This window comes from Myxococcus sp. CA023, from assembly GCF_010998615.1.
Lineage (GTDB): Bacteria > Myxococcota > Myxococcia > Myxococcales > Myxococcaceae > Myxococcus.
Window position 1 is genome coordinate 143487 of record NZ_JAAEAH010000010.1, and the last position, 14012, is coordinate 157498.

At 67.6% G+C, this 14012-nt stretch carries 11 protein-coding genes and 1 pseudogene; all 12 read right to left on the minus strand.

Annotated elements, in window-relative coordinates; translation table 11 throughout:
- Complete coding sequence (locus F8M74_RS06650; protein WP_140791957.1) at positions 1–1398, minus strand: VWA domain-containing protein; 1398 nt, start codon at positions 1396–1398, stop codon at positions 1–3.
- Between the two features lie 253 nt (positions 1399–1651).
- A complete protein-coding gene (locus F8M74_RS06655) occupies positions 1652–2947 on the minus strand; it encodes a class I SAM-dependent RNA methyltransferase (protein ID WP_141253769.1) in 1296 nt (431 codons plus the stop codon).
- A gap of 7 nt (positions 2948–2954) precedes the next feature.
- A complete protein-coding gene (locus F8M74_RS06660) occupies positions 2955–3323 on the minus strand; it encodes a TIGR02266 family protein (RefSeq protein WP_090492651.1) in 369 nt (122 codons plus the stop codon).
- 62 nt (positions 3324–3385) lie between these two features.
- On the minus strand, positions 3386–4042 hold the full coding sequence (locus tag F8M74_RS06665; protein ID WP_011553802.1) for a CoA transferase subunit B: 657 nt from the start codon (positions 4040–4042) through the stop codon (positions 3386–3388).
- A gap of 11 nt (positions 4043–4053) precedes the next feature.
- Positions 4054–4752 (minus strand): CoA transferase subunit A, encoded by a 699-nt coding sequence (locus F8M74_RS06670; RefSeq protein WP_011553803.1) that lies wholly within the window; start codon positions 4750–4752, stop codon positions 4054–4056.
- A gap of 81 nt (positions 4753–4833) precedes the next feature.
- Positions 4834–6015, minus strand: coding sequence for an acetyl-CoA C-acetyltransferase (locus tag F8M74_RS06675; protein WP_141258839.1), 1182 nt, complete (start codon positions 6013–6015; stop codon positions 4834–4836).
- Between the two features lie 221 nt (positions 6016–6236).
- Positions 6237–8639, minus strand: a complete 2403-nt coding sequence (locus F8M74_RS06680; RefSeq protein WP_141258838.1) for a WD40 repeat domain-containing protein — start codon at positions 8637–8639, stop codon at positions 6237–6239.
- A gap of 237 nt (positions 8640–8876) precedes the next feature.
- Entirely contained in the window at positions 8877–10589 is a 1713-nt protein-coding gene (locus F8M74_RS06685; RefSeq protein ID WP_002639616.1) for a 30S ribosomal protein S1, read from the minus strand.
- Between the two features lie 369 nt (positions 10590–10958).
- On the minus strand, positions 10959–12104 hold the full coding sequence (locus F8M74_RS06690; RefSeq protein ID WP_141258837.1) for an acyl-CoA dehydrogenase family protein: 1146 nt from the start codon (positions 12102–12104) through the stop codon (positions 10959–10961).
- Between the two features lie 10 nt (positions 12105–12114).
- Positions 12115–12567: an AgmX/PglI C-terminal domain-containing protein gene (locus F8M74_RS06695; protein WP_141258836.1), complete on the minus strand. Its 453-nt coding sequence runs from the start codon at positions 12565–12567 to the stop codon at positions 12115–12117.
- A 5-nt stretch (positions 12568–12572) separates the two neighbouring features.
- The gene (locus tag F8M74_RS06700) at positions 12573–13715 is read right to left on the minus strand and encodes an acyl-CoA dehydrogenase (RefSeq protein ID WP_140791970.1); all 1143 of its coding nucleotides are present in this window, start codon (positions 13713–13715) and stop codon (positions 12573–12575) included.
- Positions 13712–14012, minus strand: a pseudogene (locus F8M74_RS06705) (hypothetical protein); the annotation flags it as partial. The gene F8M74_RS06700 and the pseudogene F8M74_RS06705, both read right to left, overlap by 4 nt.

Below are 14012 nucleotides of genomic sequence, written 5' to 3' on the forward strand. Positions count from 1 at the left end.
CTACGCGGGCACGAGCTGGTCGGCGATCCGGGCCAGGTCCGACACGGAGGTGACGACGACGGCCTGGTGACAGTGCTTCTCGTAGGTGAGCATCTCGCTGTCGCCAATGCCCCAGTTGCCACGCTCCTCGGGGCAGATCCACAAGAGCCGCTTCGCCTTGCGGCGCAGGTCCTTGAGGGCCCAGGCGTTGTTCGCGTTGTAATTGTTCCGCCCGTCGCCAATCACCATCACGGTGGTCCGGCGGGTGATGCTGCCCAGGTGGTCCCGGGTGAAGTCGGCCAGGGCGCGGCCGTAGTTGGAGTTCGCGCTCAGGGACACCGTCTTGCCCGCGGTGGCCATGTCGATGGCGGCGTCGACCTCCAGGTCCTTGAAGTACTGCGTCACCTCGCCCACGTCGGACACGAAGACGAACGAGCGCACGCGGACGAAGAGCGACTGCATCGTGTGCATGAACAGCAGCATCATCCGTGAGGCCTGACGCACGGAGTCGGACACGTCGCAGAGCACCACCAGCTCCGGGCGCTCGGGGCGGCGGCTGCGGAACTGGGGCACCATGGGCACCCCGCCCCACGGCAGGTTCCGGCGCAGGGTGCGCCGCACGTTGAGGGCGCCCTTGCGGTGCGAGCGCTGCTTCCGGATGAGCCGGCTGCGCAGCTTCTCCGCCAGGGTGCGCACGGCGGACTCCATCTGGTCCACCTCCGCCTGGGTGAGCAGGTGCAGAGGCTTGTCCGCGGCGGTGTCGGTGCGGCGGCGGATGCGGGCCTCCGCCTGGCGCTTCACTTCCTGGCGTGCGGCGTCCTCGATCTTCCGCATCGCGGCCGCGACATGGCGCGAGACAATCTCCACCCCTTCCGGGGTGAGGCCGCGGGCTCGCAGCTCGTCCTCCAGCGACTTCATGTCGTTCCGGGCCTTGTCCGCCCCAGCCGCCGCCAACATGCGCCGGGAGAAGAACCCGGCCTGGAGCGGGCTCTCCATCCGCGACAGGTCCAACTGCAGCGAGGCCATCCGGAAGATCTGCGCCAGCCGGGCCCGGTCTCCCATCAGCACAGCCTGGGCCAGGGGGGACATCTCCGGGAGGAGCTGGTGCATCTGGATGAGGACCATCTTCAGCAGGTCGCCCTCCAGGTAGCCTTCCTCCTCCAACTGCTGCGCCAGCGACTTGTCGATGGCCTCGAACGTCCTCGCCGCGCCGGAGAAGTAGAACTCGAAGGCCCGGTTGAAGGTGTCCACGTCCAGTTCGCGCTTCACCAGCGTGGTGCGGAGCACCGAGCGGAACAGGTTCCGGTCCTTGAGGCCTACCTCGGACGTGGCGCGCAGCGCGTCCTGGACCTCGGACGTACTGACACGCACACCGTTCTGGCGAAGAACCTCGGCGAACTCGACGATGCGGGCATCCACGCAACCATCATGTCCGGGGACGGCCCGCGCGCAATCGGGAATGCACAACCGTGAAGCGAGCGGACGCCTGCCCCCCTGGTACACGCGGTGTAATCACTAAAATTTACTGAATTACCGCTTGTTCCGGATTGAGGCCGCGAGCCACCAACTGCGATTTCAGAGGGGAATCGGGCAAACCGTGGCCTGCGCGCCGATGGACGCCCGAATCTCGCCGCTCAATGAAACAAAGACTGACAGTACGTGTTGTCGTTGTTCAGGCCGACCGCTCGAAGGACATCACGGCCTCGACGTGATGCGTTTGAGGGAACATGTCGACCACCTGGAGGGCCAGGGGCTTGTAGCCCGCGGCAACCAGGCCGGCGGCGTCCCGAGCCAGGGATGCCGGGTCACACGCCACGTACACCACGCGGCGCACCCCCAAGGCGGTCATCCACTTCGCCAGGCCCGGGGCTCCCGCGCGCGGCGGGTCCGCGAGGCAGACATCGAAGCGGCGCTGCTCGGCCACCAGCCCGTCGCACACCTTGCGGGCGTCGCCCTGGATGAAGCGTACATTCGTCACCCCACCCTCGCGAGCGCTCCGCTGGGCCAGCTCGACGCCCACGGGGGAGGACTCCACGCCCAGCACGGACGCGGCGGTCCCAGCCAGGGGGAACGTGAAGTTGCCGTTGCCCGAATACAGCTCCAGCACGGTGTCGGACTCGCGGGCCCCCAGCTCGTACACGGCCGAGGTCACCAGCCCCACGTTGGCCTCGGCATGGGCCTGAGCGAAGGCATCCGGCCGCAGGTACAGGGGGACTTCCGGCCGCAGCGGTGAGTAGGAGCGCAGCGCCGGCTTGCCCAGGAGCCGAGCCGAGCCTTCCTTCGGCGTCAGCACCGCGCCCTCCAGCCGCAGGGCGCGCACGGCTGCCTCGGCGGCCTCCAGGTGGCGCGCCGTCACCGGGCCGCTGAGATTCACTGCGAACGCGGCCTTGTCTCCTTCCGCCAGCAGCAGCACTTCCTCGGCATCCTTCGCCAGGGGCTTGAGCAGCGGGGCCAGCTTGCCGGGAAGTGCCGTGAGCACGGGCGTGAGCGCGCCGCAGACCTCCACGGGCACGCGTTCGTGGCTGCGCCGGCCGAAGTACCCCAGCGCCCCCTTGCCCGCGGGATGCAGCACCGCGCGGCGCCGGTAGCCCCAGTCGCGTGGGGCCACCAGCAGCGGACGCACGGTGAAGCTGTCCCGAGCCAGGTGCCCCAGGTGCTCCAGGGTGGAGAGGACGATCTCCTGCTTCGCGCTGCGCTGGGCGGGCTCGGCCAGCCCCAGCCAGTCACAGCCGCCGCAGTCGGACGCGTACACGCAGGGCGCGTCACGCCGGTCCGGGCCTGGCGACACCACCTGTCGCAGGATGCCGCGCAGCACACGGCCTTGCGTCTCCAGGTGGACGCGCACGGTGTCGCCCGGGAAGGTCCCCGGGATGAAGACGGTGCGCCCCTGCCAGGAGGCCACGCCTTCGCCGAGCTGGCCGAGGCGTTCGATGGTCAGTTCAATGGGAAGTTCGGGTAGCGGCAACATTCAGGCGCTATTCGGGCGGGAGCTCCGAGCGCAGGCGCTCCACGAACTCCGCGATACGCGTTCGCTTGTCTTCATCAACGTCCAGGAACTCCACCGCCATCCCTGGGGACTGGGGCGCGGGCACGCCCACGGCATTGGTGCGCGTCACCCGCCCCTTCAGCTCCACGGGGAAGTGCGCGCCGGGCAGCGTCACCAACAGCCGCACCACCGTGTCCACGGCCAGCGGCTTGTCGGTGTTGATGTAGAGGCCCCCCTTCGACAGGTTCACCGCCCAGTCGGTGACGAAGCCAGAGACGCTGCGGTAGGCCACCGGCAGCTCGTACTCGAGACGGGGCGCGCGGGGATGAGGGGTCGAGGTGTTGGGACTGTCTGCCATGGGAAGCGCTCCGCCGCGGGGTTCGTACAACGCCCGCGGCGGTGCACCTTATCCCCACACGCTCAGACTTTCATCTCGCGGACGTCGGGGGCCACCGTCAGCTTCGGCTCGGTGAGCTTCTGCACCTGCTCCACCGTCACCCCGGGTGCCACCTCGCGCAGGATGAGCCCCTGCGGCGTCACGTCGATGTACGCGTGGTCCGTGACGATGTGGTGGATGCACTTGAGGCCCGTCAGCGGCAACGAGCACTTCTTGAGAATCTTGGGCTTGCCGTCCTTGTTGGCGTGCTCCATGGCCACGAAGATGCGCTGGGCACCGACGGCCAGGTCCATGGCGCCGCCCATGCCCTTGATCATCTTTCCGGGGATCATCCAGTTGGCCAGGTCGCCCTCTTCGCTGACCTCCATGGCACCCAGGACGGCCATGTCGATGTGGCCGCCGCGGATCATCCCGAACGACAGGGCCGAGTCGAAGAACGCGGCGCCGGGCACCGCCGTCACCGTCTCCTTCCCGGCGTTGATGAGGTCCGGATCCTCCTGGCCTTCCACGGGCCAGGGGCCGATGCCCAGCAGGCCGTTCTCCGACTGGAGCACGATGTCCATGCCCGGAGGGATGTAGTTGGCCACCAGGGTGGGCATGCCGATACCCAGGTTGACGTAGAAGCCGTCCTGCAGCTCCTGGGCGATGCGCTGTGCAATCTGTTCACGAGTCAGTGGCATGGCTGGGCTCCTCAGGCCGACTTGCGGACGGTGCGCCGCTCGATCCACTTCTGGAGGTTCTTCGCCTGGACGATGCGCTTCACGAAGATGCTCGGGATGTGCACCAGGTCCGGGTCCAGCTCGCCCGGCTCCACGATGTGCTCCGCCTCGACGATGGTGACCTTGGCCGCCATGCACATCATCGGGGAGAAGTTCCGCGCCGTCTTGCGGAACACCAGGTTGCCCCAGCGGTCCGCCTTCCACGCGCGGACAATGGCGAAGTCCGCCTTCAGCGGCGTCTCCAGCACGTGCAGCCGCCCGTCGATGACGCGCGTCTCCTTCCCTTCGGCCACCTGGGTGCCGGCGCCCGTCGGGGTGAAGAAGCCGCCAATGCCGCAGCCGCCCGCGCGGATGCGCTCGGCCAGGGTGCCCTGCGGGTTCAGCTCCACCTCCAGCTCACCGGAGAGGAACTGCCGCTCGAACTCCTTGTTCTCTCCCACGTAGCTGGACACCATCTTCTTCACCTGCTTGTTCTGAAGCAGGATGCCGAGCCCCAGCTCGGTGGTGCCGCAGTTGTTGGAGATGATGGTGAGGTCCTTCACGTTCTTCCGGTGAAGTGCCTCGATGAGATTCTCCGGGTTGCCGCACAGCCCGAAGCCGCCGCTCATGAGCGTGCAGCCATCCGGGATGTCGGCGACCGCCTCGTCCGCGTTCGCGTAGACCTTGTTCATCCGCCCTCCCGCATGTGCGAACGGGGTGACGGCCCTTGGCAGGCCCCCACCCCGTGCCCCTCCCCTATTGGGAGAGGAAGTTCAGCGCTCCACCATCAGCGCGATGCCCTCGCCGCCGCCGATGCAGAGCGACGCGACGCCACGCTTCTTGTCCAGGTCCTGCATCGTCTGCAGCAGCGTCACCAGCACGCGCGCGCCGGACGCGCCAATCGGGTGGCCCAGCGCCACCGCGCCGCCGCGCACGTTCACCTTCGACACGTCCAGGCCGAGCAGCCGGTTGTTCGCGATGGACACCACCGCGAACGCCTCGTTGATCTCCCAGAGGTCCACGTCACCCGCGCTGATGCCCTGCTTCTTCAGCAGCTTGTTGATGGCGTCCGTGGGCGCGATGGTGAACTCCACCGGCTTGCGCGCCGCCTGGGCGTAGCCCGTGATGCGGCCCAGGATGGCGCGGCCCTCGGCCTTCGCGCGCTCCTCGCTCATCAGCACCAGCGCCGCGGCGCCGTCGTTGATGGAGGACGCGTTGGCGGCCGTCACCGTGCCGTCCTTCTTGAACACAGGCTTCAGGCCCGGAATCTTCTCCGGCTTCGCGTTGCGGGGACCCTCGTCGTCGGAGACGGTGACGACGTCCTCCGGCTTCTTGCCCGGAATCTGGACCGGGACGATCTCCGCCTTGAACAGGCCTTCCTTCTGGGCCTGGATGGCGCGGCGCGTGGACTCCAGCGCGTACTCGTCCTGCTGCGAGCGGCTGATGTCCTGCGTCGTGGCGCACTCCTCGGCGCAGATGCCCATGTGGACGTTGCCGTACACGTCCCAGAGGCCGTCGTGGATCATCGCGTCCTTGAACTCCACGTTGCCCATGCGCGCGCCGCCACGCATCGTGTGGCTGATGTACGGCGCGTTGCTCATGGACTCCATGCCGCCCACGACGACGACGTCCGCGTCACCCAGGGCAATGGCCTGCGCGCCCGCGCTGACGGCCTTGAGGCCGGAGCCACAGACTTTGTTGAGCGTGGTGGCGGGAACCGTCTCGGGCAGGCCGGCGAAGATGGCCGCCTGGCGAGCGGGTGCCTGGCCCACGCCCGCGGTGAGCACACAGCCCATGATGACTTCCTGAACGGCCTCGGGCTTCACGCCCGCGCGCTCCAGCGCCGCCTTGATCGCGATCGCGCCCAGCTGCGGGGCCGTCAGCTTGGCGAGCGCGCCCTGAAAGGCACCAATGGGGGTACGGGCCGCGCCCACGATGACGACGTCACGAGCCATGAAACCTGCCTCCTCTTGAGGATGTGCGGATGCTCTTCGATAACAGTGTCGGGGGCCCTTATCACCGGCCACTTCCCCGAGTTCAAGCATCCTTGCTCGTCACTCGGGCGTGAGCGTCCACTGTGCACGACGCAACGCGCCAGCCCTCGTAACCGCGCGAAGTCACGAAGGCTGACGGTGCGCTGGGCAGGCCCCTGCCCGCCCGACCGGTCGGATGGTTTCTAGTGGGCAAGCCAGGAGAACAGTTCCGCGTCCCACCCGCCCGTCGCGATGGCCTTGCCGTCCCCTCGCCAAGAGATGCCCAGGACCGTGCTTTCGTGGGCGCCCATGACAGTGGGCCGGAACGCGCCCTCTTCACGGACGTCCCAGGTGAAGAGCAATCCTCCTGCGCCGCCACTGGCGAGCCGCGTGCCATCCGGGCTCCACGCCAGAGCCAGTTGGGTGAGCCAGGTACTGCTCCTCGCAATGACGGCACCGGTGCTCAGGTCCAGGACGGTAAGGCCCTGACTTTGACTCAGCGCCAGGCGGGTCCTGTCGGCGTTGAGGGCGGCGGCCCAGACGGTATTCCACCCGGGCTCCTCGCTCAGCAGGACACCGGACTTACGGTGCCAGATGTCCCACGCCCCGTGGGCGTAGACGATGATCAGCGACGCTCCGTCAGGCGTCCATTCCAGCTCCACGACGGGGCTCCGCGTCTCACGCAGGCGCAGCAACTCCAGGCCGCTGCCCACGCTCCAGACCTGGACGATGCCCTTCCTCCCGCCGGGCGACACCACCGTGCCCGCGCCCGCCAGGGTCCAGCCGTCTGGGGTCAGCACGGCGTGCTCGATGCTGGGGGTCAGCCCAGGAGACGGCGGCGTCAGCTCCACGGGCGTGCGCACCCGGTTGCCTGCATTCACGTTCCAGACACTGAGCCGGCCGTCATCGCCCCCTGTCGCGAGCCACGTGCCGTCCCCATTCCACCCCAGGGCCCTGACCGCCTTTCCCCCATGCCCGTCCAGCGTTCCCAGCGCCTGGCCTGAATCGCTCCAGAGTCGGACCTTGCCCTCGCTGCCGGCCGATGCCAGCCGATCTCCCGCGGGACTCCACGCCGTGGCGTTGACCTCCCGCAGATGCGCCAGCAATTCAGTGCGCCGCACGCGCGCGTGTTCCTCATCCACCTGGAAGACGGACACCTCGGCGGGCTCCCTCTCCATCGCGACGAACGTGTTGTCGACCGGGTTGAACCGCACGGCGTCGTAGCTGGGCGCACTCAGCGGGTTGGGGAGAGGCTCGAAGCCATCCGCCACCACCGTCCCGGTGCTTGCCTCCAGGACCGTCAGCAATCGGAGTCCATCCACCACCACGAGCCAATCCTTCGTGCGGCTCCAGTCCAGGCGGGCGAGAAAGCCCCACGGGCCTGTCCACATGGCCTGCTGCTCGTGGGTCGCTGCCTCATACACTCGCACGTAGCGGAAGTTGCCCACCGCGTACCGCGCTCCGTCCGGGCTCCAGGCGAAGCCATGGGCATCGAACTGCCGGTAGAGCGGCCCGGCTGGGGCAAGCGGGTGGATCTCCACCCTCGCGCCCTGCACCTCGAGTGCAATACGGCGTGCATCCGGGCTCCAGTGGATCTGGTGGACGGGATACTCCGTCAGCAAGGGCTCCCGGCGCTCCGTCCCCGTGTCTGCGGACCAGAAGCGCACTTCCCCGCCGCCCGTGTCCAGGTTGCTGATGCTGGCGAACTCGTTGCCGTCCGGGTTCCAGGCAACGCCCAACACCCGGCCCGAATGGGCGCGCCAACGCTGGACAGGCGCGCCTGTGTTCGGGTCGATCCGGGCCAGCTGCCCATCTTCGAAGCCGGCGACCAGGTCCTCCCTCCTGGGCCCCCACGCCACGGCACGAATGTCCGAGCCCTCCACCCGAATCACCCGGGAGACGTGGCCGAGCTGCGCATTCCAGATGCGCAGTGAGCCCTCCCACCCGGCTCGATCCAGCACCGCGAGGAGGACCCCGTCGGGGCTCCAGGCCACATCGATGGGGTGTCGTGCACCTGACTGCCTCCACAGTGCAGAGTGCTCGAGCATTGGCGCGAACCCCACACCACAGCGCCGGTCTTGCTCGACTCGGATGACATGGGGCGTCTGATCTGGCCCGCAGCGCATCCATCCGGTGAATCGCCATCCCTCCGCGGGCTCCGCCTGGAGCGTGACTTGGGTCCCCACATCGAAGCGCGCCATGCACGGGCCCGTGCAGCCGCTCAGCCCTTCCGGCGTGCTCGTGACCCGCCCTGCGCCAAACACTTCGACGGCGAGCGTCCGCTTCCCATCATCCTGGGGTGGAGCCGGTTCGACGGTGAAGGCCACGAGTTCGGACCACGCCCCCAACTGTCCGTGGGGATCGACCGCGCGGCAGCGGGCCGAGAACTGCCCCTTCGTCTGGAAGACGGGAGCCACGTCACCGGCGGTGCCGCTGGGAACACGTTCGGACAGGCTGACTTCCGCCTTCGCGCGCCCCCAGTCGAACGCATAGGTCAGCGCGTCACCGTCCGGATCCTCGGCGATGCACCGGAAGTCTCCCGGCAATCCCGCCGTGAGCCCTACGACGGGGACCTCGATGCGTGCCTGGCCCGGAGGGCGGGACACAGGGGGATTCGGGCTGCTTCCATCCGAACAAGCAAACACCGCACTCAGCATGAGCGCGCAGGCCATCCCGGAGCGACTACCCCAGGCAACAGAACGAACAAACATGGATTGTCCCCCGCGCGCTCGGCCCCGTAGCGCGCGGCATCCTGCATAGCAGGCCCCGCCCCGAAACGGCAACGGCCGGGCCCCCTCTCGGGAACCCGGCCGTCTCGCCGTGCTGGCGCGTGCAGCTGAAGACTACTTCTTCAGCTTGCTCGCCATCACGTCGCCGAGGCGCGCCTTCGAGCCTTCCGCCTGCTTGCGGAGGTACTCGCGGTAGTCCTCGCCCTCGCCGATCAGCGCCTTCATCGACAGCGCGACCTTCCGGTCCGGGGTGTTGATGTCGATGATCTTCACCTCGACATCCTGCGCCTCCTGCACCACGTCACGCGGGTTCTCGACACGCTCCTCCTTCAGCTCGGAGACGTGGACGAGGCCCTCGATGCCCGGCTCGATCTCCACGAACGCGCCGAAGTCGGTGACCTTGGTGACCTTGCCCTTCACGCGGCTGCCCACGGGCAGGCGCTCGGACAGCGTCTCCCAGGGGTCCGGCTGGAGCTGCTTGATGCCCAGGCTGAAGCGCTCGTTCTCGACGTCGATGTTGAGCACCACCGCCTCGACTTCGTCGCCCTTCTTGAACATCTCGCCCGGGTGCTTGATGCGCACCGTCCAGGAGATGTCGGAGACGTGCACCAGGCCGTCCACGCCCTCCTCGACGCCGACGAACACGCCGAAGTCGGTGACGTTGCGGATCTGACCCTTGATGACGGAGCCGATCGGGTACTTGTCCTCGAGCAGCGTCCAGGGGTTCTGCTCGATCTGCTTCATGCCCAGCGCGATGCGCTTGGCCTTCGGATCGATGTCCAGGACGACGGCCTCCACCTCTTGGCCGACCTCCAGGATCTTGGACGGGTGCTTGAGGCGCTTGGTCCAGGACATCTCGGACACGTGCACCAGACCCTCGACGCCCTGCTCGATCTCGATGAACGCGCCGTAGTCCGTGATGGACACGACCTTGCCGCGGACGCGCGTGCCGACCGGGTACTTCTCGTCGGCGCGGTGCCACGGGTCCTCCTGGATCTGCTTCAGGCCCAGGCTGACGCGCTCCTGCGTCGGGTCGAACTTGAGGACGACGACGCGAACCTCGTCACCCACGTTGAACATCTCGCTCGGGTGACCGATGCGGCCCCACGACATGTCCGTGATGTGGAGCAGACCGTCGATACCGCCCAGGTCGATGAACGCACCGTAGTCGGTGAGGTTCTTGACCACGCCCTTGAGGACGGCACCCTCCTTGAGGTTCTTGAGGGTCTCCTTCTTCATCTCCTCGCGCTGCTTCTCGAGGAGGACGCGGCGGGACAGGACGATGTTGCCGCGCTTCTTGTTGAACTTGATGACCTTGAACTCGAATTCCTTCGAGATGTACTGGTCAAGGTTCCGCACGGGGCGGATGTCAACCTGCGAGCCGGGCAGGAACGCCTTCACGCCGATGTCGACGGACAGGCCGCCCTTCACGCGACCGACGATGGTGCCCTTGACGATCTCATCGCGCTCGCAGGCGGCGCTGATCTCGTCCCAGATGCGCATCTTGTCGGCCTTCTCCTTGGAGAGGACGACCATGCCGGTGTCGTTCTCGCGGCTCTCCAGGAGGACCTCGACGGGGTCACCGGCCTGAACCGAGACCTCTCCGCGAGGGTTGGTGAACTCGGAGATCGGGACCTGTCCCTCGGACTTGTAGCCGATGTCGACAATCGCGAAGTCCTTCGTCACCTGGACCACGGTGCCCTTGACGATCTCCCCTTCCTTCAGGATGCCGTCACCACCGCGCTCCTTGAGCGAGGCCTCGAACATTGCGGCAAAGTCTTCGTCGCCGCCGTCCATCCCGACCTGCTGGTTCACGTTCTGCTGCATGAAGTGGAAGTCCTTTGAAACCGGTACAACTGCCCCCTGATGGTGGTTTTTCCGTCGCAGCCTGCGGGGAGCAGCGGGCAGTGACGTTCGTCCTCCTCATTGAGGACTTGATTTGATGGAAGCCGCGCACCCTAGACACCGGTGATTCCGGTAGTCAAGCGAGCTCGTGCCCCTGTGCTGTTGGGTGGATGTCCTACCCAGGAGAAGTCAATGCCTCCTAGTTAAGAACGCCTGCCCTACCGCGCAGCCCCGTCCCACAGGATGCCTGCCCCCAGCCTGGTGCTCGAACAAGCGGCCAAGGCCCTGAAATTCCAGGGCCAACTCCGGGCCGCGCTCAACCGCCGGCGGCCCCGGATTTCTTCCCGGCCGTCAGCCCTGGAGCTTGAAGCTCTCGCGGGCGATCACCATCCGCTGCACCTCGCTGGTGCCTTCGTAGATGGTCTGCACGCGGGCGTCGCGGAAGAACCGCTCCACCGGGAACTCGTCGATGTAGCCGTAGCCGCCGTGGAGCTGCACGGCCTTGTCGGCCACCTTGTTGCTCATCTCGCTGGCGAAGAGCTTCGCCATGGAGGCCTCGCGGGAGAACGGCTGCCCCTTCTCCTTCATCGACGCCGCGCGCAGCGTCAGCAGCTCCGCCGCCTCCAACTGCGTCTGCATGTCCGCGAGCATGAAGCGCGGGCCCTGGAACTCGCCAATGGGCTGGCCGAACGCCTGACGGTCCTTCACGTAGGCCACGGTCGCCTCGAGCGCCGCGCGCCCCACGCCGCAGGCCTGCGCCGCGATGCCAATGCGCCCACCGTCCAGCGCCACCATGGCCAGCCTGAACCCCTGCCCTTCGGCGCCCAGCAGGTTCTCCGCCGGAACCTCACAGTCCTCGAACGTGAGCGACACCGTGTTCGAGGAGCGCAGGCCCATCTTGTCCTCGTGCTTGCCAATGATGAGCCCCTTCGTCCCGCCTTCGACGATGAAGCACGACAAGCCCTTGTTGCCGGCGGGGGACGTGCGCGCCCACACCACCATCACCCCCGCGTACGCGCCGGAGGTGATCCACTGCTTGCTGCCGTTGAGGACCCACACGTCCCCGCGCCGCACCGCGGTGGTGCGCAGCGCGCCGGGGTCGGAGCCCGCATGGGGCTCGGACAGCGCGAACGAGCCCGCGATGGCCTCCCCGGACGCCAGCCGCGTCACGTACTTCTCGCGCTGCGCGTCGGTGCCGAACGCGTTGATGAGCTCGCCGCACATGTTCGTGACGGCCATGGCCACCGACGTGGACGCGTCGGCCGCGGCCATCTCCATCATCGCCAGCGCATAGGCCACCACGCCGGCCTCCGAACCGCCGTAGCGCGCCGGGAGGTTCACCCCCAGCAGTCCCATCTCTCCCAACTGCCGGAAGAGGTCCGTGGGAAAGCGCTCTTCGCGGTCCAGTGTCCGGGCCTGGGGGGCCACGCGCTCGCGGGCGAACTTGCGAGCGGTGTCGCGGATGAGGGTCTGCGTCTCGGTGAGCTCGAGGTTCACGGCGGTTGTCCTACTCGATGGCCTTGAGGTTGAACGGGTACTCGATGGGGCGGTCCGTGCCATCCGGAGGCTTCGGGAAGGTCATGGACGACAGGACGGCCTGTACGCAGTCGTGCAGGCTCGGGTCCTTGAGCGTGCTGGTCTTCTTCACCACCCGGGCGTCCTTCACCAGACCGTTGGCGTCGATGGTGAAGGTCGTCATCAGCTTGCCCTCCACCGTCCGGTCCTTCTCCGCCATGTGGTCCTCGTAGCACTCCTGGATGCGGCGCTGGTGGTACTGGACGACCTGACGGATGGAGTCGGGCGTGAAGGGCAGCCGCTCGACGTCCGGCCCGTCGCGCTTGGCGGGGGCCGGCGTCGTGGCGGCGGGCTTGCCGCCAGTGGGCGCCTTCGCGGGGGCGGCGCCCTGCGCGAGCGCAACCGCCGAGGCCAGGACGACTGCGGAGAGAAGCGCTCGGGTCATGACGGTTACTCCCTCAGCAGGTTGGCGGCGATGACGATGCGCTGGATCTCGCTCGTCCCCTCGTAGATCTCCGTGATGCGCGCGTCGCGCACGTGGCGCTCCACGTCCATCTCCTTGCTGTAGCCCATGCCGCCGTGCACCTGCAGGGCCTTGTTCGCCACGCGGCTGGCCATCTCGCTGGCGTACAGCTTGGCCATGGCGCTCTCCGCGCTGTGACGCACGCCCTTGTCCTTCTGCAGGGCCGCCCGCCACACGAGCAGCCGGGCCGCGTCGATCTCCGTGGCCATGTCGGCGATCATGAACTGGATGGCCTGGTGCTCGCGGATGGGCTTGCCGAAGGACTTGCGCTCACCGGAGTAGCGCACCGCCTCCTCGTACGCCGCGCGCGCGATGCCCAGCGCCTGCGACGCGATGCCGATGCGGCCACCGTCCAGCGTGCTCATGGCGATCTTGAAGCCCTCGCCTTCCTTGCCGAGCATGTACTTGGCCGGCACGCGCATGTCCTCGAAGAACATGGAGCAGGACCAGGCGGCGCTGATGCCCATCTTCTTGTCCGGCTCGGCGCGGATGAACCCCGGGGTGTCCGTGGGGACCATGAACGCGGTGATGCCCTTGTGGCCCGCTTCCCGGTTGGTCATCGTCATCAGGACGATGGCGTCGGCCTTGGGGCCGTTGGTGATCCAGTTCTTCGAGCCGTTGATGACGTACTCGTCACCCTTGCGCACGGCGACCGTCTTCTGCGCGGCGGCGTCGCTGCCGGCCTCGGGCTCGGTGAGGCCGAAGCAGCCCAGCTTCTCGCCCCGGGCGAAGGGCGCCAGGAACTGCTCCTTCTGCGCGTCCGTGCCGTACTTCATGATCGGATCGCAGTAGAGCGAGTTGTTCACGCTCATGATGACGCCGGTGGAGGCACAGCCGCGGCTGATCTCCTCCATGGCGATGGCGTAACAGACGTTGTCGAGCCCGGCGCCGCCGTTCTGCTCGGGGACGGCCACGCCCAGCAGGGACAGCTCGGCGAGCTTCTTCACCGCGTCCGTCGGCCAGGCGTGGTGCTCGTCCCACTTGCGGGCGTTGGGGATGAGCTCCTTGGCCGCGAACTCGCGGGTCATCCGCTGGATTTCACGCTGGATGTCGGTCAACTCGAAGTTCATGGAACCTCCATAATATGAGGGGCTTCCCTCTGGAACAGCGAAGACGCGGCGCGCGCGCGGAAGCGCTCCGTGGCGTGCCGGTGAGACACCGTCCGGTCGCCTGAGACCCGGGATTCCCCGGGAGTACCCCAGAACATATTGAGGGGCACCGTGACGTCGAGGCTGACGTCCAGCCGGTTCCCCTCCCCCGTCCATGCCCGCCGCGCGACCACGGACAGGGTCCACGGCACCGTGTCCGGGTGCCGCTCGATGAAGTCATAGGACAACCCCAGCCCGGCCACGCCCCCCGATCCGTCC

Coding starts and splice junctions, on each gene's coding strand:
- F8M74_RS06655 (WP_141253769.1), bottom strand. CDS start 2,947: ATGTTGCCGCTACCCGAACTTCCCATTGAACTGACCATCGAACGCCTC.
- F8M74_RS06660 (WP_090492651.1), bottom strand. CDS start 3,323: ATGGCAGACAGTCCCAACACCTCGACCCCTCATCCCCGCGCGCCCCGT.
- F8M74_RS06665 (WP_011553802.1), bottom strand. CDS start 4,042: ATGCCACTGACTCGTGAACAGATTGCACAGCGCATCGCCCAGGAGCTG.
- F8M74_RS06670 (WP_011553803.1), bottom strand. CDS start 4,752: ATGAACAAGGTCTACGCGAACGCGGACGAGGCGGTCGCCGACATCCCG.
- F8M74_RS06675 (WP_141258839.1), bottom strand. CDS start 6,015: ATGGCTCGTGACGTCGTCATCGTGGGCGCGGCCCGTACCCCCATTGGT.
- F8M74_RS06685 (WP_002639616.1), bottom strand. CDS start 10,589: ATGCAGCAGAACGTGAACCAGCAGGTCGGGATGGACGGCGGCGACGAA.
- F8M74_RS06695 (WP_141258836.1), bottom strand. CDS start 12,567: ATGACCCGAGCGCTTCTCTCCGCAGTCGTCCTGGCCTCGGCGGTTGCG.
- F8M74_RS06700 (WP_140791970.1), bottom strand. CDS start 13,715: ATGAACTTCGAGTTGACCGACATCCAGCGTGAAATCCAGCGGATGACC.